Here is a 20588-nt window from a genome sequence, read left to right on the forward strand (position 1 = left end):
GTGTGGCCGGGGGCGAGCGCGTCGTGGCGGTCGGCCCGCGGCGGCGCGGCGCCCGCCCCGTCCTGGCGCTCGCCGACCGGCTTGCCGGGGATATAGGCGTCGACGGGCTGCGCGCGGTCGGGCTGGGGGTTGTGCTTCTCTTCGGCCATGTCAGTCTCCTCGGGCGGTCTGCGCGATCAACGCACCGATCCGCGGGACGGACCCCCGAACCATCCGCTCCGCCGCACGTTCAGCCGCCCGACACTGACAGGAGACGACCATGATCCGTTCCGGTACCGCGCATTATGAAGGCCTCGGCAAAAGCGGCAAGGGCCGCGTCTCGACCCAGTCGGGCGTGCTCAGCGACGCGCGCTACGACTTCAACACGCGCTTCGAGAATGAGGCGGGCACCAATCCCGAGGAGCTGGTCGCCGCCGCGCACGCCTCCTGTTTCACGATGGCGCTGAGCTTCGCGCTGGCGGGCGCGGGCTATACCGACGGCACGCTCGACACCAAGGCGGCGGTGACGCTCGACAAGGATGGCGAGGGGTTCACGGTGACCAAGTCGGCGCTGACGCTGACCGCCAAGATCCCGGGGATCGCGCAGGCCGAGTTCGACCAGATCACCGCGGGCGCCAAGGCGGGTTGCCCGATCTCCAAGCTGCTCAACGCCGAGATCACGCTCGAGGCGACGCTGGAGAACTGAGCCGGACAGAGAAAGACCGCCGGGACGGCCTGCGCCCCGGCGGTCTCGCATGGTCAGCGGCCGGATGATCCAGCCCGGAAGACCCGGTCGCGGCTAACAGCCCGCAGGCTTAGCGCGACATCTCCCGAACGGATAAAACCGACCCCTTAGCTGAACCATGAGACATCGGTCACCTCCTTTCGCTCGTTGATAGGACCCCATGAACCTGAATCATCGAGCCCGGCGATGCAAGCGCTTTTTCGCGCTTTTCCGACGCCTTGCCGACCGTCGCTACCGGCTCGCCCTGCGCTTGGCGTCACGCCTTGCGGAACAGCGCCTTCTTGTTGCCGTCGTGGCGCTTCTCGGCCGCGAGGTCGATCGGGCGGATGCGGTTGACCGGCGCGACCTCGCGATCGCGCTCGAGCACATAATGACCGTCTTCGAGCTTGCGGACCATGGAGTCTCTCCTCTGTGGAGGAAACGCACGGACGCGCGGCGGGTGCCCTAGCCCCGGCAATCCTCGATCACGCGCGCCACTTCCGGCCACGCGGGCAGGACCAGCCGCGATTGTCCGGCGACATCGACGAGAAAGCGTCCGCGGCTGAACGCGATCTGATCGAGACGCGGATCGCGGGCACCGGCGGATGCGGCGATGGCGGGCGGCTGGCCGCCGACATAGCGCGCCGGCAGACCGACCGTCCCGAAGGATGTCGTGAACGTCATGCTGCCCTCTGTCGCGCCCGCGGTACCGCCGTGCGAGAAGATCACCATGCGGCTCGGCAGGTCGCAGCGCACCGCGAACTGTGCGGCCTGCCCTGCCATGCCATATTGCGCAATCGAGGTCTCGCCGGTGCCGCCGCGCCACGTCCAGGTGCCGGGCGTCAGCGCGATGTCGCGCCAATCCTGCTGCGGCGGAGCGGCGGGGAGTGCCGGCACCGGCCGCGGCACCGGCGGCGGTGCGACAACCGGCTTCGGCGGCGCCACGCAGGAGGCCAGCATGGCAAGCGTCAGCGCCACGCCGCTGGTCTGGGTCGCCCGTCGGGTCTGCTGCATGGTCATGCGCGATCCATGGCGGGGGATCGCGAAAGTCGCAAGCGCCGCCGGGCGCGGGCTTCGCTCCGTTCGACCCGCCCGCACCGATGCGCGCGCGCCCGGAGCGGGAAGGCGATCGGATCGGCGGCGCCTTACCCGCCCCGCTTCTGCGCGCGCGCGGCCTTGGCCTTGCCATAGCGTGTCTGCCGCGTACCCGGCTTGCCCAGCGTGGAGTTGCCACGCACCGGCGCGCGATGCTCGGCGACGGGGAGCCCCAATTCCTCCTGCTCGAGCTTGCGGATCTCGTCGCGCAACCGCCCCGCTTCCTCGAATTCGAGATTGGAGGCCGCCTTGCGCATCTGCTTCTCGAGATCCTCGATATAGGCGCGCAGATTGTGCCCGACCATGTGCGGCCGGTCGTCGATCCCGGTGTCGACGGTGACCTGATCACGGCTGGCAAGGTGGCCGACGATGTCGGTGATGTCGCGCTTGATTGTCGCGGGCGTGATGCCGTGCTCGACATTGTAGGCGGTCTGCTTCTCGCGGCGCCGCTCGGTCTCCGCCATCGCGCGTTCCATCGATCCGGTGATGCGATCGGCGTAGAGGATGACCTTGCCGTCGACGTTGCGCGCCGCACGACCGATCGTCTGGATCAGCGAGGTTTCCGAACGTAGGAACCCCTCCTTGTCCGCGTCGAGGATCGCGACCAGCCCGCATTCGGGGATGTCGAGCCCCTCGCGCAGCAGGTTGATGCCGACCAGGATGTCGTAGACGCCGAGCCGCAGGTCGCGGATCAGCTCGATGCGCTCGAGCGTCTCGACGTCGCTGTGCATGTAGCGGACTTTCAGGCCCGCCTCGTGGAGATATTCGGTGAGGTCCTCGGCCATCCGCTTGGTCAGCGTCGTCACAAGGCTGCGATAGCCTTTGGCGGCGGTATCGCGGCACTCCTGCACCAGATCGTCGACCTGATGCTCGACCGGCCGAATTTCCACGGGCGGATCGATCAGCCCGGTCGGGCGAATGACCTGCTCGGCGAACACGCCCCCGGCCTGCTCCATTTCCCACGGCCCCGGCGTCGCCGAGACCGCGACGGTCTGCGGGCGCATGGCGTCCCACTCGTTGAAGCGCAGCGGACGGTTGTCGATGCACGACGGCAGCCGGAAACCATATTCGGCGAGTGTGATCTTGCGGCGGTGATCGCCGCGCGACATGCCGTTGATCTGGCCGACGGTCTGGTGGCTCTCGTCGACGAACAGTAGCGCATTCTCAGGCAGATATTCGAACAGCGTCGGGGGCGGCTCGCCGGGCAGGCGGCCGGTCAAGAAACGGCTGTAATTCTCGATGCCCGCACAAGCCCCCGTGGCCGCGATCATCTCGAGATCGAACTGGACGCGCTGCTCCAGACGCTGCGCCTCGAGCAGCTTGCCCTCGCCGACCAACTCCTTGAGCCGTTCGGCAAGCTCATGCTTGATTGCCTCGGTCGCCTGCTTGAGCGTCGGGCCGGGCGTCACATAGTGCGAATTGGCGTAGACCTTGACATAGTCGAGGCTCGCCACCTTCTTGCCGGTGAGCGGATCGAACTCGGTGATGCTCTCGATCTCGTCGCCGAAGAAGGTGATCCGCCAGGCGGTGTCCTCATAATGCGACGGGAAGAGCTCGAGATTGTCTCCGCGCACACGGAAATTGCCGCGCTGGAAGGCGGCGTCGTTGCGCTTGTACTGAAGCGCAACCAGCTTGCGGACGATCTCGCGCTGGTCGACCGTCTCGCCCTTCTTGAGCTGGAAAGTCATTGCCGAATAGGTCTCGACCGAGCCGATGCCGTAGAGGCACGACACCGAGGCGACGATCAGCACGTCGTCGCGCTCGAGCAGCGAGCGGGTGGCCGAATGGCGCATCCGGTCGATCGCCTCGTTTACCGAGCTTTCCTTCTCGATATAGGTATCCGAGCGCGGCACATAGGCCTCGGGCTGGTAATAGTCGTAATAGCTGACGAAGAATTCGACCGCATTGTCGGGAAAGAATTGCTTGAACTCGCCGTAGAGCTGGGCGGCGAGAATCTTGTTCGGTGCGAGCACCAGCGCGGGGCGCTGCAGTTGCTCGACGACCTTGGCCATCGTGAACGTCTTGCCCGATCCGGTGACGCCGAGCAGCACCTGCGTCTTGTCGTCGTCGTTCATGCCCGCGACGAGATCGGCGATCGCGCCTGGCTGGTCTCCGGCGGGCTCATAATCGGAGACGAGCCGGAACGCCTTGCCACCCTCCGACTTCTCAGGCCGCGCCGGACGGTGCGGCATGAACATCGGCTGGTCTTCGGGCTCGGCGAGGCTGGTACGGATCTGGATGGCCATGCACCAACTATGGGGACGAAGCGCGAACGTCGCAATCGGTGCGACAAACTTCCCGGCCCGTCCCGCGCGAATGGTCGGAGGCCCGCCCCGTCCCGTCGGTCAACGCAGAACCGCGCTTAGACATGCGTCGCGCTATTGGGTAGTGAAGACCATGCGCACGATCCGATTGCTCACCGCCCTCCCGCTGCTACTCGCCGCCGCACCCGCGCCGCCGCTCATGCCGGGTCTGTGGCAAGACACGCTGGTCTACGCCTTGGCCAGCATCAACGGATCGCAACAGGCGGCGGCCCGCATGCAAAGCAAGCTGCCCACGCCGCAGCCGCGCCGCGACTGCTACACAGCGGCCGAGCTCGCCGATCCCCGCACCATCTTCCTCGCGGGAGCAGAGGGCAGCTGCCACTTCGGCCGCTTCACCATGGCAGGCGGCAAGATCGACGCGGCGGGCGACTGTGCGGACGGCCACGGCCAGACCATGCATGTCGTCGGCACCGGCCACTACAGCCCGGACGGCTATGATTTCGACTTCACCGGCAGCGGCCAGACCGGCAAGCTCAACCTCACCTTCCGCGGGCGCGACAGCGCGCGCCGGATCGGCCTGTGCGCGCCTTCCAAAAGCTAGACAGCGTCGCCGTCGCGAGGGCAGCGCCGTTACCGCCTCCGGCGCGATACCTCGCGGTCGTGATGCGGCAGCGCTCAGGCAGCAAAACGCCCCGCCGGCCGGAGCCGACAGGGCGTCTTTGAGGCTAGCGGTCGCTTAGAAGTGGACGCCGAAACCGGCGAGCACCTGGTTGCGATCGTAGCGCAGGCTGGTGTCGGTGACGCCGAGATCGTCGGCGTGGAACGACTTGAAGCGGGTATAGTCATACTCCGCCTTAACATAGGCATGCTTGGTGACCGCGAATTCGGCACCGGCGCCGGCACGCGCGCCGTCACGGTCGGCATGGCCGCCGGCATATTCGACGCCATCGCCGAACTTGCTGCGGATCTGGCCGTTCACATAAGCGAGCTTGCCGTAGACGAGCGTACGCGGCGTGACCTTGTAGCCGACGCGTGCGCCGCCTTCGATCTCGCGGCCCGACTTGATGCAGCCACCGAACTGGCCGCTGGTGCCGGCATAGTCGCAGGTCTTGGCGGTCGAGATCGCATAGCTGCCGAGGACGCCGACGGTCAGCTTGTCGCCGATCGGCATGTCGTAGCCGAGCAGGCCGCCGCCGGTCCATGCCGAGTCATGCGCGTGGGTGGTGGTGCGCGTCGTGCCGTCATCGAAGCGCGAGCGCGTACCGACCCGGTCCCAGCCGCCGAAGATTTCCGCACGCGGGCCGGTGAAGATGGCGGCGTCGGACGGGGCGCTCATCGCGGGGGTAGAGGTGTCGGCATCCTGCGCAAAAGCGGGTGCGGCAGACGCGGCAAGGAGCGCGCCGGTGGCGAGCAGGAACATCTTCATGAAAAGAACCTCGTTTAAGCAACTGGTACAAAGCCTCGCCGAAGCGACGACGCCGGATGATAGTCCCTAGAGTGGGCTATCGTTCCCTAAACTCGTGTCCATGTCGGCACACGGTCGGGCGGTGTTGCGCTTGCAACACGGTTCCTGTCGGCGGCATGAACCAATTGCGGCGAAGACGTGGCGAGGATCGCGTTTGTCTGCCTTATTGCGGACCGCATGCCAGCCGTTCCCCGGCGGAAGCCGGGGCCCAGGTCCGACGCCAGTGACGAGCGCCACGCGCACCACAGGGGCGGGCCTGGGCCCCGGCGTGCGCCGGGGAACGGATCGTCAGGGCTTCGTCAAACGCGCTCGAGCAGCTTCTCGTCCGCGATCTTCCGGCGCCAGACCAGCGGCCCGGTCTGGTGGACGCTCTCGCCGGTCGCATCGACTGCGACGGTCACGGGCATGTCGACGACGTTGAATTCGTAGATCGCCTCCATGCCGAGATCGGCGAAGCCGACGACCTTCGAGGCCTTGATCGCGCGGCTGACCAGATAGGCGGCCCCGCCCACCGCCATCAGATAGGCGGATTTCGCCTCCTTGATCGCGGCGATCGCGGTCGGCCCGCGCTCGGCCTTGCCGACCATCGCGAGCAGGCCCTGGTCGAGCATCATCTTGGTGAACTTGTCCATCCGCGTCGCGGTGGTGGGGCCGGCCGGGCCGACCACCTCGCCCGCGACCGGATCGACCGGCCCGACATAATAGATGGTGCGGCCACGGAAGCTGACCGGCAGCTCCTCGCCGCGGGCGAGCATGTCGGCGATGCGCTTGTGCGCGGCGTCGCGTCCGGTGAGCATCTTGCCGTTGAGCAGCAGCCGGTCGCCCGGCTTCCAGTTCGCCACCACCTCGGGCGTCAGATTGTCGAGGTCGACGCGGATCGATTCCTGCGAGGGCTTCCACTCGACCTGCGGCCAGTCCTCGAGCTTGGGGGTCTCGAGGAAGGCCGGCCCCGAGCCGTCGAGCGTGACGTGGGCGTGGCGCGTCGCGGCGCAATTGGGGATCATCGCGATCGGCAGCGAGGCGGCGTGGGTCGGCCAGGTCTCGATCTTGACGTCGAGCACGGTGGCGAGGCCGCCCAGCCCCTGCGCGCCGATGCCGAGCGCGTTGACCTTGTCGTGCAGTTCGACGCGCAGCTTCTCGATGTCGGTCACAGCCCCGCGCTGCTTGAGCTCGGCCATGTCGATGTCGCCCATCAGCGATTCCTTGGCGAGCTTCATCGCCTGCTCGGCGGTGCCGCCGATGCCGATGCCGAGCATGCCCGGCGGGCACCAGCCGGCGCCCATCTTGGGCAGCTGCTCCAACACCCAGTCGACGACGCTGTCGGACGGGTTGAGCATCGCGAACTTGGACTTGTTCTCCGAGCCGCCACCCTTGGCCGCGACGGTCACTTCGACATGGTCGCCGGGCACCATCTCGACGTTGACGACGGACGGCGTGTTATCCTTGGTGTTTACCCGCCCAAAGATCGGCGGCGAGACGATCGAGGCGCGCAGCCGGTTCTCGGGAAATAGATAGGCGCGGCGCACGCCCTCATCGATCACCTGCTGAAGCGAGCGCGTCGACTCGAGCTGGCAATTCTGACCCCACTTTACGAACACGGTGACGATGCCGGTGTCCTGGCAGATCGGGCGATGGCCCTCCGCGCACATGCGCGAATTGGTGAGGATCTGCGCGATCGCGTCCTTGGCGGCGGGTGCTTGCTCGGCCTCATAGGCGCGACCCAGCGCGCGGATATAGTCCATAGGATGGAAGTAGGAGATATATTGCAGCGCGTCGGCGACGCTCTCGATCAGATCGGCTTCGCGGATGAGAGTGGTCATGACAGATCCCGCTGGTGGAAGTTGAGCGTGCCTTAATCGCCTGCGCGGCGGCGGCCAAGGAATTCGGTGGCGAAGATCGCCAGCGCGACGAGCCCCATCACGGCGCAGAGCAGCATCGTCCCCGTCCAGCCACCGGCATGATAGGCCGCACTGGCGGCGATGCCCCCGGTCGATCCGAACAGGAAGATCACGGTCATGTAGACGGCGTTGGCGCGGCCGCGGTCCTCGCCGGGCAGCGAAAAGATCACGCGCTGCCCGAGCACCTGGTTGAGTTGCGTGGCGCCGTCGAGCGTGATCGCGAACAGGACCAGCCCGATCAGCGAGCCTGCGCCACCCGCCCAGCCCGCCAACAGGCAGGACGCGACGAGGATCAGCATCGCGACGCCGGTGCCGGCGCGGATGTAGCCGCGGTCACCAAGCCGGCCGGCGATCGGCGCGACCAGCGCGCCGGCCGCGCCCGCCAACGCGAAGCCGGCGATCCCCGTCTGCGAGAAATGGAAGCGCGCCGCGAGTTCGAGCGGCACCGCCGTCCAGAAGATCGTGAAGACGGTGAAGACGAAGCCATGATAGGCTGTCCGCCGCTGCAACGGCCGCTCGCGGATCAACAGGCGTCCCATCGAGCGCAGGATGCGCGCATAGCTTTCGCCGCTCGTCGGCCGACGCTCGGGCAGGACACGAGCGAGCAACAGTGCGAGCAGCAGCATCAGCCCGGCGGCAATGCCGAACATGGCGCGCCAGCCGGCGATCTCGGCGATGATGCTCGCCACCGGCCGCGACAGCATGATGCCGGCGAGCAGCCCCGACATGACGTTGCCGATCGTCCGCCCCCGCGTCTCGTGCGGTGCCAGCGACGCGGCGAACGGCACCACCATATGCACGCCCGCCGATGTCACGCCGACCAGCGCCGAGGCGGCCAGAAACAGCGTCGCGCTCGGCGCGACCGCGAGCATCGCCAGCGCCGCGGACGTCAGCCCCAAGGTGGCGAGGATCAGCCGGCGGTTCTCGAGCCGGTCGGCGAGCGGCACGATGAACAGCAGCCCGACCGCATAGCCGAACTGGGTCAGCGTCACGATCAGCCCGGCGGCGCCCGGGGCCATGTGCAGTTCCGGGGCGATCAGCCCGATCAGCGGCTGGGCATAATAAATGTTGGCGACCATCGCGCCGCAGGCCAGCGCGCAGGCAAAGGTGATCGCGGGCGAAATTCCCGCAGGCGCGGCCTCAGTGGCCGCGATCCGGTCGTGCATATTTCGGCCCTTCTGCTGCGCCGCCATCCAGATAGGATGTGACAGCGATTATGCGAGCCGAAACGCGGGGCTGACAGTCGCGATCTGCGCCGTTAGCATCAGCATTCTTGTGAGGGGCGTCGCATGGGATTGTTTTCGCGAGACTCCGTGACGCCGAGGCAGCGCGCCGAGCATGAGGCGCGGGCCGCCGCCTGGGAGCAGGCGCTCGCCCGCCAGTCGCTGCCGTCCTTCGTCGTCGACCGGCTGCAGAACGCCGCGATCGGCAAGCAGCCGTGGGTCGCGACGATGACACCTGCCGAATTGCTGCTCGCCAAGAGCCACGGCGTGAAGCCGATCGCTACCGTCTCGGGCACCTGCTGGTTCCATTATGGCTGGAGCTGGACCGAAGGGCATGAGGAAGGCTGGCACCACGCGCTCAACCGCATCCGCCGCGAGGCGGTGGCCTGCGGCGCCAACGCGATCGTCGACATACGGATGCGCACGCTGCGCCACAGCTTCGGCCCGAGCATGGACTTCACGCTGATCGGTACCGCGATCCGCATAGCGGGATTGACGCCGAGCCCCGATCCGATCGTCGCCACCGTCCCCGCGCTCGAATTCGTGCGGCTGCTCGAAATGGGGATCGTGCCCGTCGGCATCGCGGTCGGCGCGCGCTATGACTGGCTCGGCGGCGGCTATGGCAATGGCTGGGGCGCGAATGCCTGGGGCGGCCAACAGACGCAGTGGCAGACCAGCGTCTTTGCAGGCAACCAGCCGCTCACCGAGCTCGGCACCTTCTGGGAAGGCATCCGCCGCGACGCGCATGCCGCACTTCGCGCCAACGCCGCTGCAATGGGCAATGGCGTGCTCGCGCACACGCATTTCGGCGAAATCCTGAGGCAGGAGCGCGACAAGCAGCCGCCCGCCTATCTCGGCCGCCACATCGTCGTCGGCACCGTCGTCGACACCCCGCGCGGTGCCGACGTGCCGCATGCGATCGAACCCGTGGTCGACATGCGCGACGGCGTCTCGCCGCTCGCGCGCACCGGCGAGGTTCGGCACGCGGTCTACGATACCGATCCATCCGAAGAAGAGGGCAGCATCTGATGAGCGACGCGCACGGGCAGGACATTCCGCAACATGCGCTTCAGCGCCTCGCCGGGTTGCGCAGCCAGGGCCATCCCGACGGCATCTTCACCTCGGATTTTTCGGTCAACGAATTCCTGCTGGTGCGCAAGGCCGGGTTCGAGCCGGTCGGGCTATGCGTCGGATCATGCATCTATCATCTCGGCTTCCAATTCGCCTCATGGGGCGCCAACCAGGAACTCGATGTGCTGTCGACCGCCATGTACGAGGCGCGCGCGCTGGCGATGGAGCGGATGCGGCTCGAGGCGGCACAGATGGGCGCGGACGGGATCGTCGGCGTACGGCTGACGGTCAAGCGGCTCGAATGGGACGCCAAGATCCTGGAATTCGTCGCGATCGGCACCGGCGTCGTCCACGCCAAGGGACATCAGGGCTTCAAGGGCCCCAAGCAGCAGCCCTTCACCTCGGCGTTGTCGGGACAGGACTTCTGGACGCTGCTCGCCGCCGGCTATCGTCCGCTCGAGATGGTGATGGGCAGTTGCGTCTATCATGTGGCGCGCCGCGGCCCGCTCGCGACCCTCGGCAGCGTCGGCCAGAATGTCGAGCTGACCAATTTCAGCCTCGCGCTCTATGAAGCCCGCGAGATCGCAATGGAACGGATGCAGACCGAGGCCGCGCAGGCGGGCGCGGAAGGCGTCGTCGGTGCAGACCTCCATGAGGGCAGCCATAATTGGTCGCCGCACGTCATCGAATTCTTTGCAATCGGCACTGCCGTATTGCCCATCGAAGGCCATGAGTCGGACGACATCCCGGATCCAAAGCTGGTCCTTTCAGTCAACAGCTGATCACCCGGCCCACGAAACATTGATGCCTTGAACATGCATTCAAAATGGTTATGTTTCGTGCACCCCTGGCCGACGATGGTATAGTTGCCGATCCGCGCCGCTCGACCGCAAAATGCTGAAATATTTCCGGCGCTCCTATCGATGTCCGCATGCAGACATCAAAGCGTCGCGGTGGCTCGAAGCGCGTCTCGAAGATGATCGTCAGGCAAGCACATGTTAACTGTCTTTTTTCAGTTGCCGGATCAACGACCTATTCGTGGGAACACCGATCCCCGGCGATCCAGACCAGACGAAAAACCGAACTTTCTTAGCGCGATCCATGCGCCAAAAGCATAATTTTGTCATTAACCTGCAATCAAACCTTGATCGCCGAACAAGAATGCGTACAGACGCCGCTCGTAGGCTTGCAGAATCAGTCGCGGCCGAGTGATTCCGAATGGAGACCCCGCCCATGAGCGAAGAGATGACCAACGAGCTGCTGAGCCTTACCGCCGACATCGTCGCCGCACATGTTGCGAACAACCGGGTCGCGACCAACGAAGTCGCCGATCTGATCTCTCAGGTCCATGCCGCACTTACTGGTCTTGGCGTCGACAAAAAGGTCGAAGAGCCCGAGGCGCAGCCTGCAGTTCCGGTCCGCTCATCGATCAAGCACGACTACATCGTGTGCCTCGAGGACGGCAAGAAGCTCAAGATGCTCAAGCGCTACCTGCGCACCAACTACAACATGACGCCCGACGAATATCGCACCAAGTGGAAGCTGCCGCGCGATTATCCGATGGTGGCGCCGGCTTATGCCGAGCAGCGCCGCGGCCTTGCCCGCGCGATCGGCCTGGGTCGCAAGAAGGACGACGCACCGTCCGCTGAAACGGCGCCCGCCGCTGCAAAGGCGCCGAAGGCCGCCAAAACGCCAGGCGCCGCGCCCAAGCCGCGCGGCCGCCCCGCCAAGGTGAAGCAGGACGCGCCCGTCGAGGCCTGATACAGCGCTCGGTCATGATGATCGAGACCGCGACGGACAGAGGTAAGCGCGAAGCCGCCGAGGCTGCCGTCGCCGAGATCGAGAGCGGCATGCTCGTCGGTCTCGGCACGGGCAGCACGGCGGCCTTCGCCATTTCGGCGCTAGGCAAGCGTATTCGCGACGGATTGCGCGTCACCACGGTCGGCACGTCGCGCGCTACGGAGGCAGCAGCGCGGGCCGCCGGCATCGCGATGCTCGACTTCGCGGACGTCGCGCAGACCGATCTCGTGATCGATGGCGCCGACGAGATCGATCCCGCCTTCCGCGCGATCAAGGGCGGTGGCGGCGCCATGCTGCGCGAGAAGATCGTCGCACGCTCGGCAGCCCGGATGATCTGTGTCGTCGATGCGACCAAGCCGGTTGCGACGCTCGGCACGCGCCCTGTGCCGATAGAGGTCCTGCCCTTTGCACGCAGCTTCGTGTGCGACGCCGTCCGCGCGCTGGGCGGCGAACCCGTCGTCCGCCTCGCCGCCAACGGCGCGCCCGCACTCAGCGACCAGTCCAACCTGTTGATAGATTGTCGTTTCGGACCCATAATGGATCCGGCCGACCTGGCGCGCGAATTGACAGCGGTGGCGGGAATGCTGGGCCACGGCCTGTTCCTCGATGAGATCGACGCGCTGTTCATCGGACGCGGCCAAGGGATCGAGCGGCTCGAGCGGCACATTAAAAGCTGATTTTCAGGGGAACCCTGCTTGCATCGGGCCGTTGCAGGCGGCAGATCGCGCTTTACCTTCCAGCGCATCCCCGGGGATTAACCGATGAGCGATACCGATACCGCAGCCCGTCCCTCCCATCAGGTGACGGAGGACGGCTCGATCGACCGTCTCGCCATCGACACCATTCGTACCCTGGCGATGGACGCCGTGCAGAAGGCCAACAGCGGCCACCCCGGCACCCCGATGTCGCTGGCGCCGATCGCCGAGACGCTGTGGACCAAATTCCTGCGCTTCGACCCCAAGGCGCCGCTCTGGCCCAACCGCGACCGCTTCATCCTGTCGTGCGGCCACGCCTCGATGCTGCTCTATTCGCTGCTCCATCTCTCGGGCACGATCGAGGTCGACGAGCATGGCAAGCCGACCGGCGACGCCGCGGTCAGCCTCGACGACATCAAGCAGTTCCGCCAGCTCTCCTCCAAGACGCCGGGCCATCCCGAATATCGCGACACCACCGGCGTCGAGACCACGACCGGTCCGCTTGGCGCGGGCTGCGGCAATTCGGTCGGCTTCGCGATCGCCGAGCGCTGGCTGGCGTCGCACTTCAACAAGCCCGGCTTCGAAATCTTCGACCACGACACCTATGTCTTCTCGTCCGATGGCGACATGATGGAAGGTGTCGCCTCCGAGGCGGCGTCGATCGCGGGCCACCTCCGGCTCGTCAACCTCTGCTGGGTCTACGATTCGAACAACATCACGATCGAGGGCGACACGCAGCTCGCCTTCGACGAGGACGTCATCCAGCGCTTCAAGGCCTATGGCTGGCACACGATCCTGATCGACGATGCCGAGGACACGCAGGCCTTCGCCAAGGCGATCGAGGAATTCAAGGCGACCACCGACCGCCCGACCTTCATCGAGGTGCGCTCGGTGATCGGCATCGGCTTCCCGACGCGCGCCGGCACGCACAAGGCGCACTCCGACGCGCCGGGCGAAGACGAGATCCGCGGCGCCAAGAAGAGCTATGGCTGGCCCGAGGACGCGCAGTTCCTCGTGCCGCCCGAAGCCAAGACGCATTTCGAGCAGTCGATGGCGAAGAACAGCGAGCTGAGCGCGACCTGGACCAAGCTGGTCGGCGACTACCGCACCCAATATCCCGATCTTGCGCGCGAACTCGACACGATGCTCGCGGGCGAACTGCCCGACGGCTGGGACGCCGCGCTCCCGCATTTCGATGCCGACGCGAAGGGCATGGCGAGCCGCGAAGCGAGCGGAAAGGTGCTGAACGCGATCGCGCCCGCCATTCCCTGGCTGGTCGGCGGCGCCGCCGATCTCTCGCCCTCGACCAAGACCGACATCAAGGATGCCGGCTCGTTCGAGGCGAAGAGCTATGACGGTCGCAACATGCATTTCGGCATCCGCGAGCATGGCATGGGCGCCGCCGCCAACGGCATGGCGCTCAGCTATCTGCGCTCCTACACCGGCACCTTCTTCGTCTTCTCGGACTATATGCGCCCGACGCTGCGGCTCGCCGCGATCATGCAGGTGCCGACGATCTTCGTGTTCACGCACGACTCGATCGGCGTCGGCGAGGACGGCCCGACGCACCAGCCGATCGAGCAGCTCGCCTCGCTGCGCGCCGTTCCCGGCCTCGACACGATCCGCCCCGGCGACGCCAACGAAACCGCTTATGCCTGGAAGGCCGCGCTCGACGCGCAGAAGACGCCCAGCGTGCTGGTCTTCTCGCGCCAGCCGATGCCGACGCTTGACCGCAGTAAGTATAACTCCGCTGAAGGCCTGCTCAAGGGCGGCTATGTCGTGACCAAGGACGAGGGCGAGCCCGACGTCATCCTGATCGCCACCGGCACCGAGCTCGGCCTCGCGGTCGCGGCGGCGGAAAAACTCAAGGAAGGCGGCACCAACGCGCGCGTCGTCTCGCTGCCGAGCTTCCATCGCTTCGAGGTGCAGGACAAGGCGTATAAGGACAGCGTGCTGCCGCCGTCGGTCCGCGCGCGCGTCGCGATCGAGATGGGCAGCGAGTTCGGCTGGGATCGCTATGTCGGCTTCGACGGCGAGACGATCACCATGTCGACCTTCGGCGCCTCGGCACCGATCGCCAAGCTCGCGGATAAATTCGGCTTCTCCGTCGACAATGTCATCAAGGTGGCACGCGACGTGATGGAAAGGACCAAATGATGAGCGACCCGATCGACGCAATCGCCGACCGCGCTGACGACAAGGAGACCGGACCCGTGACCAACCGTCTGCATGCGCTGGAGAATGCCGGACAGGCCGTCTGGCTCGATTTCGTCGATCGCAAGTTCATGCGCGAGGGCGGCCTCAAGCGCCTCGTCGAGGAGGACGGCCTGACCGGCGTCACCTCCAACCCGACGATCTTCGAGAAGGCGATCGGCCACTCCGACGCCTATGACGAGCAGCTCGAGAAGGACATCGACGAGGCCGACGCCACCGTCGAGACCAGCTATGAGATGCTCGCCATCGCCGACATCCGGGACGCCTGCGATACCTTGGCCCCGGTGTACGAAACGCTCGACGCCAAGGACGGCTATGTCTCGATCGAGGTCTCGCCCTATCTCGCAATGGCGACCGACGACACGATCAACGCCGCGCGCCGGCTGTGGAAGACGGTCGACCGCAAGAATCTGATGGTCAAGATCCCGGGCACCAAGCCCGGCCTGCCCGCGATCCAGATGGCGATCGAAGACGGCATCAACATCAATGTCACGCTGCTGTTCGCGGTCGATGCCTATAAGGCGGTGCTCGAGGCCTATATCGCCGGCCTCGAGTCGCGCGTCGCCAAGGGTGAGCCGGTCGACAAGATCGCCTCGGTCGCGAGCTTCTTCGTCAGCCGCATCGACGGCGCGATCGACAAGACGATCGACGAGAAGATCAAGGCCGGCGGCGACGATGTCGAGGCGCTCAAGGCGGTGCGCGGCAAGGTCGCGATCGCCAATGCCAAGATGGCCTATCAGCATTATCTCGAAGTCTCGGCCTCGCCGCGCTGGCAGGCGCTCGCCACCAAGGGCGCGATGCCGCAGCGGTTGCTGTGGGCATCGACCGGCACCAAGGATCCGAGCTATTCGGACGTGCTCTATGTCGAGACGCTGATCGGTCGCGACACGGTCAACACCATGCCGCCCAAGACGATGGACGCGTTCCGCGACCATGGCGAGACCGCCGAGGCGATCACCACCGATCTCGACGGCGCCAAGAAAGTCCTGAGCGAGGCCGAGCGGCTCGGGCTCGATCTGCCCGGCGTCACCGCCAGCCTCGTCGAGAGCGGCGTCGAGAGCTTCGCCGATGCGGCGGATTCGCTCTACGGCGCGGTCGCCGACAAGCGCGCGCAATTCCTTGGCAAGAAGCTCGACACGATGACCGCCGATCTGCCCGAGGATCTCGCCGCGGCCGTCAAGGAGACGATCGAAAAGGCGCGCAAGCAAGGCTGGTCGCGCAAGCTGTGGGCGCACGATGCGTCGATGTGGACCGGCGGCGACGAGGCCAAGTGGCTCGGCTGGCTGGCCGCCGCCAAGGGCGAGCAGGTCGACGAGACCGCGCTCACCCAGCTGCGCCAGGAGGCCAAGCAATATAAGGATGTCGTCCTGCTCGGCATGGGCGGCTCCAGCCTCGGGCCCGAGGTGATCGGCCGGATCCTGGGTTCGGCGCAGGGCTCGCCCAAGCTGCACGCGCTCGACAGCACCGATCCGGGCCAGGTCGCGACCGTCGCCGATGCGATCGATCCCGCCAACACGCTGTTCATCGTCTCGTCCAAATCGGGCTCGACGATGGAGCCCGAACTGCTGCGCGCCTATTTCTTCGCGCGCGTCGAGCAGGCGCTGGGCGAAGGCAAGGCGGGTCCGCGCTTCGTCGCGGTCACCGATCCCGGCTCGAAGCTCGAGGCGACCGCCAAGCAGGACGGCTTCGCGCACATCTTCTACGGCGATCCCGCGATCGGCGGCCGCTATTCGGTGCTCTCGGCCTTCGGGATGGTGCCCGCCGCCGCGATCGGCATCGACACCGGCGCCTGGTTCGAGCGGATCAAGACGATGGTCAATTCGGTCGGCCCCGATGCGCCGCCCGCCTCCAACCCCGGCGTCCACTTCGGCGCGATCATCGGCACCGCCGCGGTCCACGGCCGCGACAAGCTGACTTTGGTCCCCTCGCCCACGCTCAAGCCGTTCGGCTCGTGGCTCGAGCAGCTGCTCGCCGAATCCACGGGCAAGCAGGGCAAGGGCATTGTGCCTGTCGACCTCGAGCCGCTTGGACCTCCGTCGGTTTACGGGAACGACCGGCTGTTCGTGCATCTCCACCTCGAGGGCGACGAGATGGACGCGGACCACGCCAAGCTCGATGCGCTCAAGGCCGCCGGCCATCCGATCGTCACGATCGTGCTCCAGACCAAGGAGGATATTGGCCAGGAGTTCGTCCGCTGGGAGGTCGCAACCGCGGTCGCCGGCGCGGTGATCGGGATCGATCCGTTCGACCAGCCCGATGTCGAGGACGCCAAGATCCAGACGCGCCAGCTGATCGACAAATATGAGGAGTCGGGTCAGCTCGAGCCCGAAACCGCCTTCTTCGAGGACAGCGACTTCGCCTTCTTCGCGCCAAGCGCGATTGCAGGCGACGATGCGACGGCGATCCTGAAGGCCCATTTCGGCACCGCCAAGCCCAAGGATTATGCCGGGTTCCTCGTCTATTGCGAACGCAACGCGGCGCATGAGGCGGCGATCGAGGCGATGCGCGTCAAGGTCCGCGACACGCACACAATCGCGACCGTCGCCGGCTTCGGCCCGCGTTTCCTCCATTCGACGGGCCAGGCCTATAAGGGCGGCCCCAAGGAGGGCATCTTCCTCGAGATCACCCGCGAGCCCAGCCAGGACATCGCGATCCCGGGCAAGCGCGCGAGCTTCGGCACGGTGCAGGTGGCGCAGGCGCGCGGCGATCTCGACGTGCTCGCCTCACGCGGCCAGCGCGTGCTGCGCGTCCATCTCAAGGACGACAAGACCGGGCTCGACGCGCTCGGCCGCGCGCTGGACGCCGCGAACTCTTAATCTCTGACACGGGAACGCAACGACATGCAGATCGCAATGATCGGCCTCGGCCGTATGGGTGCGGGTATCGCCAACCGCCTGATGAACCACGGCCATGAGGTCGTGGCGTTCGACCAGGACCCGAAGGCCGTTGCCAAGGTGGTCGAAAAGGGCGCGGTCGGCGTGCCCGCGCTCGCCGACGTGATCGGCAAGATGGCGGCGCCGCGCCACATCTGGGTGATGCTGCCCGCGGGCAAGATCACCGAGGACACGGTCGAGACGCTGTCGGGCCTGCTCGAAAAGGGCGACACGATCATCGACGGCGGCAACACCTTCTACAAGGATGACATCCGCCGCTCGAAGGCGCTGGTCGAGAAGGGCATCGACTATGTCGACGTCGGCACCTCGGGCGGCGTCTGGGGTCTGGAGCGCGGCTTCTGCATGATGATCGGCGGCCCCAAGGCGGTCGTCGACCGGCTCGACCCGATCTTCGACGCGCTGGCGCCCGGGCTCGGCACCATCCCGCGCACGATCGGCCGCGAGGGCGATGCGACCGCCCCCGAGAAGGGCTATATCCACGCCGGCACCGCGGGCGCGGGCCACTTCGTCAAGATGGTCCACAACGGCATCGAATATGGCCTGATGGCCGCCTATGCCGAGGGCTTCGACATCCTCAAGACCAAGAATAGCGACAAGCTGCCCGAGGACGAGCGCTTCGATCTCTACCTCCCCGACATCGCCGAAGTGTGGCGCCGTGGCTCGGTGATCTCGTCCTGGCTGCTCGATCTGTCCGCGGACGCGCTCTACGCCAACCATGATCTCACCGACTATAGCGGCGTCGTCGCCGATTCCGGCGAGGGCAATTGGACGATCCAGGCGGCGATGGAAGAGGCGGTGCCCGCCTATGTCCTCTCCGCCGCGCTGTTCGCGCGCTACCGTTCGCGCAGCGACAACACCTTCGGCGACAAGCTGCTCTCGGCGATGCGCCACGGCTTCGGCGGGCATGTCGAGATGCCGCAATAATGGCGAAAGCCAAGACCGTCGCGGCGGGCGATCCCGCCCCGCCCGCGACGCTGGTGATCTTCGGCGGCGCGGGAGATCTCTCGCGCCGCCTGCTCACGCCCGCGCTGGTCAACCTGACGCGCGACGGGCTGATCGGCGACGCGCTCGACATTGTCGTCGTCAGCCGCGGCCCCGACGAGGGCATCCAGACGCAGCTCGAGGAGCATCTCGAGCTCAAGGACAAGGCGATCAAGAAGGCGTGGGGCACGCGCCGCAAGCGCGTCTCCTATGTCTCGGGCAATTTCGACGACCCCGAGACCTACACCAATCTCGCCAAGCAGATGGCCGGCGACGCCAATGTCGCCTTCTATCTGGCGACCTCCGCGAGCTTCTTCGGCACGATCGCCGAGCAGCTCGCCAAGGCGGGCATGCTCGACGAGAAAAGCGGCTTCCGCCGGATGGTGATCGAGAAGCCCTTCGGCCACGATCTCGCCTCCGCCAAGGCGCTCAACAAGAAACTTCTGTCCGTCATGGACGAGACGCAGATCTACCGGATCGACCATTTCCTCGGCAAGGAGACGGTCCAGAACATCATGGTCGCACGCTTCGGCAACGCGTTCATGGAGGCGGTGTGGAACAACCGCTATGTCGATCATGTCCAGATCACCGCCGCCGAGACCGTCGACGTCGGCACGCGCGGCGCCTTCTACGACGCCACCGGCGCGCTGCGCGACATGGTGCCCAACCATCTCTTCCAGCTGCTCGCGATGGTCGGGATGGAGCCGCCCAACAGCTTTGGCGCCGAAGCGGTGCGCAACGAGAAGGCCAAGCTGCTCGATGCGGTGCGCGTGCCGACCAATGCCGAGGCGAAGAAACAGGCGGTGCGCGGCCGCTATGCGGCGGGCAGCGCGGGCGGCAAGACGGTCGGCGCCTATCTCAAGGCCGCCGATGTCGCCAAGGACAGCCGCACCGAGACCTATGTTGCGCTGAAACTGCTCGTCGACAGCTGGCGCTGGGCGGGCGTGCCGTTCTATCTGCGCACCGGCAAGGCGCTGACCGCGCGCGACACCGAGATCGTGATCCAGTTCAAGCATAATGCGCTGGCGATGTTCCGCGACACCGACATCACCAAAATCCCGCCCAACAAGCTGGTCATCCAGATCCAGCCCAATGAGGGGATCGACCTCGAATTCGTCGCCAAGAAGCCGGGGCCGGTGGTCGACACCGCGCGCGTGAGCATGGACTTCCGCTACAAGGACGCGTTCGATCTCGGCCAGCGCACCGGCTACGAGACCTTGCTCTACGACGTGCTGATCGGCGACCAGTCGCTGTTCCAGCGCGCCGACATGGTCGAGCGCGGCTGGGCGATCGTCGAGCCGATCCTGCGCCTGTGGGGCAAGGACGGCGCGCCAGAAGAGTATGAACCCGGCTCCGCCGGGCCGGCCGGCGCCGATGCGCTGATGACAAGGGACGATCGCACATGGCATCCGATAGATTGAGCGAGCATCCCATCCGGCTGCTCGTGTCCGACGTCGACGGCACGCTGGTACGCAAGGACAAGAGCCTCGCCGAGGCCACCGTCGACGCCGCGCACCGCCTCGAGAAGGCGAGCCTGACGATGACGCTGATCAGCGCGCGGCCGCCCTCGGGCATCCTGCCGATGGCCAAGGCGCTGGGGCTGACCGCACCGCTCGGCGCGTTCAACGGCGGCACGCTGGTCATGCCCTCGGGCGACATCCTGACCGCGCGTCACCTCTCGGCCGAGGCGAGCCGCACCGCGATCGACATCGTCGCCAAGAGTGGCGCCGCCACCTGGGCGTTCGCCGACGGCAAATGGTATGCGACCGACGACACCAACCCGCACGTCCCCCACGAGCGCAAGGCGGCGATGGTCGAGCCGATCGTCGGCAACGACTTCGAGGCGCTGCACGGGCGGATCGACAAGATCGTCGGGGTCAGCGACGATGTCGCGCTGATCGCCAAGCTCAAGGATGATACGCAGGCGGCGCTCGGCGAGAATGCCGAAGTGTCCTGTTCGCAGACCTATTATTGCGACATCACCCATCCGCTCGCCAACAAGGGCGACGGCATCATCGCGCTGTGCGCGGCGATCGACATTCCGCTCTCCGAGACCGCCGCGATCGGCGACATGCCCAACGACATACCGATGCTCAAGAAGGCCGCGATCGCGATCGCGATGGGCCAGGCACCCGCCGAAGTGAAGGCCGAGGCCGACTGGGTCAGCGCGTCGAACGACGAGGACGGCGTGGCGAAGGCGATCGACCGGATCCTGCTGCCCGAGGCGGCGAAGCACCGGCTGTAAGGACCTTTTCCTTCTCCCTGTCGGCGATGGGGAGAATGCG

General features: G+C 66.4%; 17 protein-coding genes. 11 read left to right on the top strand and 6 right to left on the bottom strand.

The window, feature by feature from the left end; genetic code table 11:
* Positions 1-259 precede the first annotated feature (259 nt).
* A complete protein-coding gene (locus Q0326_RS10215; RefSeq protein ID WP_298689799.1) occupies positions 260-685 on the top strand; it encodes an OsmC family protein in 426 nt (141 codons plus the stop codon).
* Positions 686-980: 295 nt separating this feature from the next.
* Here the strand turns inward: Q0326_RS10215 and Q0326_RS10220 are convergent, their stop codons facing one another.
* The 3 genes from Q0326_RS10220 to uvrB all read right to left on the bottom strand — a co-directional run bounded on the left by Q0326_RS10220 (position 981) and on the right by uvrB (position 4044).
* Positions 981-1121: a hypothetical protein gene (locus Q0326_RS10220; protein ID WP_298689800.1), complete on the bottom strand. Its 141-nt coding sequence runs from the start codon at positions 1119-1121 to the stop codon at positions 981-983.
* Between the two features lie 47 nt (positions 1122-1168).
* Positions 1169-1723 carry a hypothetical protein gene (locus Q0326_RS10225; RefSeq protein WP_298689801.1) on the bottom strand — a complete coding sequence of 185 codons (555 nt, stop codon included), beginning with the start codon at positions 1721-1723 and terminating at the stop codon, positions 1169-1171.
* Between the two features lie 125 nt (positions 1724-1848).
* The gene (uvrB, locus tag Q0326_RS10230; RefSeq protein ID WP_298689802.1) at positions 1849-4044 is read right to left on the bottom strand and encodes an excinuclease ABC subunit UvrB; all 2196 of its coding nucleotides are present in this window, start codon (positions 4042-4044) and stop codon (positions 1849-1851) included.
* A 151-nt stretch (positions 4045-4195) separates the two neighbouring features.
* On the opposite strand from uvrB, the gene Q0326_RS10235 reads away from it, so the two are divergent.
* The gene (locus Q0326_RS10235; RefSeq protein WP_298689803.1) at positions 4196-4663 is read left to right on the top strand and encodes a DUF3617 family protein; all 468 of its coding nucleotides are present in this window, start codon (positions 4196-4198) and stop codon (positions 4661-4663) included.
* A gap of 135 nt (positions 4664-4798) precedes the next feature.
* On the opposite strand, the gene Q0326_RS10240 is transcribed toward Q0326_RS10235, so the two are convergent.
* From Q0326_RS10240 to Q0326_RS10250, 3 genes are all read right to left on the bottom strand, one after another.
* Entirely contained in the window at positions 4799-5488 is a 690-nt protein-coding gene (locus Q0326_RS10240; RefSeq protein WP_298689804.1) for an outer membrane beta-barrel protein, read from the bottom strand.
* 338 nt (positions 5489-5826) lie between these two features.
* Complete coding sequence (locus Q0326_RS10245) at positions 5827-7347, bottom strand: fumarate hydratase (protein ID WP_298689805.1); 1521 nt, start codon at positions 7345-7347, stop codon at positions 5827-5829.
* 32 nt (positions 7348-7379) lie between these two features.
* Positions 7380-8591: an MFS transporter gene (locus tag Q0326_RS10250; protein ID WP_298689806.1), complete on the bottom strand. Its 1212-nt coding sequence runs from the start codon at positions 8589-8591 to the stop codon at positions 7380-7382.
* Positions 8592-8738: 147 nt separating this feature from the next.
* Here Q0326_RS10250 and Q0326_RS10255 point away from each other — a divergent pair, with 147 nt between their 5' ends.
* The 9 genes from Q0326_RS10255 (at position 8739) to Q0326_RS10295 (ending at position 20548) form a co-directional block, all read left to right on the top strand.
* Positions 8739-9677, top strand: coding sequence for a hypothetical protein (locus tag Q0326_RS10255; RefSeq protein WP_298689807.1), 939 nt, complete (start codon positions 8739-8741; stop codon positions 9675-9677).
* Positions 9677-10501, top strand: coding sequence for a heavy metal-binding domain-containing protein (locus Q0326_RS10260; RefSeq protein ID WP_298689808.1), 825 nt, complete (start codon positions 9677-9679; stop codon positions 10499-10501). Before Q0326_RS10255 ends, Q0326_RS10260 begins: the two co-directional genes overlap by 1 nt.
* Before the next feature lie 451 nt (positions 10502-10952).
* Positions 10953-11480, top strand: a complete 528-nt coding sequence (locus Q0326_RS10265; RefSeq protein ID WP_298689809.1) for a MucR family transcriptional regulator — start codon at positions 10953-10955, stop codon at positions 11478-11480.
* A gap of 17 nt (positions 11481-11497) precedes the next feature.
* Positions 11498-12196, top strand: a complete 699-nt coding sequence (rpiA, locus tag Q0326_RS10270) for a ribose-5-phosphate isomerase RpiA (RefSeq protein WP_298689852.1) — start codon at positions 11498-11500, stop codon at positions 12194-12196.
* 84 nt (positions 12197-12280) lie between these two features.
* Complete coding sequence (gene tkt / locus Q0326_RS10275) at positions 12281-14371, top strand: transketolase (protein ID WP_298689810.1); 2091 nt, start codon at positions 12281-12283, stop codon at positions 14369-14371.
* Positions 14371-17244 (top strand): bifunctional transaldolase/phosoglucose isomerase, encoded by a 2874-nt coding sequence (locus tag Q0326_RS10280; protein WP_298689811.1) that lies wholly within the window; start codon positions 14371-14373, stop codon positions 17242-17244. Before tkt ends, Q0326_RS10280 begins: the two co-directional genes overlap by 1 nt.
* 24 nt (positions 17245-17268) lie before the next feature.
* A complete protein-coding gene (gene gnd / locus Q0326_RS10285; RefSeq protein WP_298689812.1) occupies positions 17269-18246 on the top strand; it encodes a phosphogluconate dehydrogenase (NAD(+)-dependent, decarboxylating) in 978 nt (325 codons plus the stop codon).
* Positions 18246-19724 carry a glucose-6-phosphate dehydrogenase gene (zwf, locus tag Q0326_RS10290; RefSeq protein ID WP_298689814.1) on the top strand — a complete coding sequence of 493 codons (1479 nt, stop codon included), beginning with the start codon at positions 18246-18248 and terminating at the stop codon, positions 19722-19724. Before gnd ends, zwf begins: the two co-directional genes overlap by 1 nt.
* Positions 19721-20548 carry an HAD family hydrolase gene (locus Q0326_RS10295; protein ID WP_298689816.1) on the top strand — a complete coding sequence of 276 codons (828 nt, stop codon included), beginning with the start codon at positions 19721-19723 and terminating at the stop codon, positions 20546-20548. Before zwf ends, Q0326_RS10295 begins: the two co-directional genes overlap by 4 nt.
* Positions 20549-20588 lie beyond the last annotated feature (40 nt).

Source organism: uncultured Sphingomonas sp., assembly GCF_937859915.1.
Lineage (GTDB): Bacteria > Pseudomonadota > Alphaproteobacteria > Sphingomonadales > Sphingomonadaceae > Solisphingomonas.

What these genes read in the sequence shown, in the direction of transcription:
- Q0326_RS10265 (WP_298689809.1), top strand. Translation starts at nt 10,953, where the DNA reads ATGAGCGAAGAGATGACCAACGAGCTGCTGAGCCTTACCGCCGACATC.
- Q0326_RS10235 (WP_298689803.1), top strand. Translation starts at nt 4,196, where the DNA reads ATGCGCACGATCCGATTGCTCACCGCCCTCCCGCTGCTACTCGCCGCC.
- zwf (WP_298689814.1), top strand. Translation starts at nt 18,246, where the DNA reads ATGGCGAAAGCCAAGACCGTCGCGGCGGGCGATCCCGCCCCGCCCGCG.
- Q0326_RS10280 (WP_298689811.1), top strand. Translation starts at nt 14,371, where the DNA reads ATGAGCGACCCGATCGACGCAATCGCCGACCGCGCTGACGACAAGGAG.
- uvrB (WP_298689802.1), bottom strand. Translation starts at nt 4,044, where the DNA reads ATGGCCATCCAGATCCGTACCAGCCTCGCCGAGCCCGAAGACCAGCCG.
- Q0326_RS10240 (WP_298689804.1), bottom strand. Translation starts at nt 5,488, where the DNA reads ATGAAGATGTTCCTGCTCGCCACCGGCGCGCTCCTTGCCGCGTCTGCC.
- Q0326_RS10260 (WP_298689808.1), top strand. Translation starts at nt 9,677, where the DNA reads ATGAGCGACGCGCACGGGCAGGACATTCCGCAACATGCGCTTCAGCGC.
- Q0326_RS10225 (WP_298689801.1), bottom strand. Translation starts at nt 1,723, where the DNA reads ATGACCATGCAGCAGACCCGACGGGCGACCCAGACCAGCGGCGTGGCG.
- Q0326_RS10220 (WP_298689800.1), bottom strand. Translation starts at nt 1,121, where the DNA reads ATGGTCCGCAAGCTCGAAGACGGTCATTATGTGCTCGAGCGCGATCGC.
- Q0326_RS10245 (WP_298689805.1), bottom strand. Translation starts at nt 7,347, where the DNA reads ATGACCACTCTCATCCGCGAAGCCGATCTGATCGAGAGCGTCGCCGAC.
- Q0326_RS10215 (WP_298689799.1), top strand. Translation starts at nt 260, where the DNA reads ATGATCCGTTCCGGTACCGCGCATTATGAAGGCCTCGGCAAAAGCGGC.
- rpiA (WP_298689852.1), top strand. Translation starts at nt 11,498, where the DNA reads ATGATCGAGACCGCGACGGACAGAGGTAAGCGCGAAGCCGCCGAGGCT.
- Q0326_RS10250 (WP_298689806.1), bottom strand. Translation starts at nt 8,591, where the DNA reads ATGCACGACCGGATCGCGGCCACTGAGGCCGCGCCTGCGGGAATTTCG.
- gnd (WP_298689812.1), top strand. Translation starts at nt 17,269, where the DNA reads ATGCAGATCGCAATGATCGGCCTCGGCCGTATGGGTGCGGGTATCGCC.
- tkt (WP_298689810.1), top strand. Translation starts at nt 12,281, where the DNA reads ATGAGCGATACCGATACCGCAGCCCGTCCCTCCCATCAGGTGACGGAG.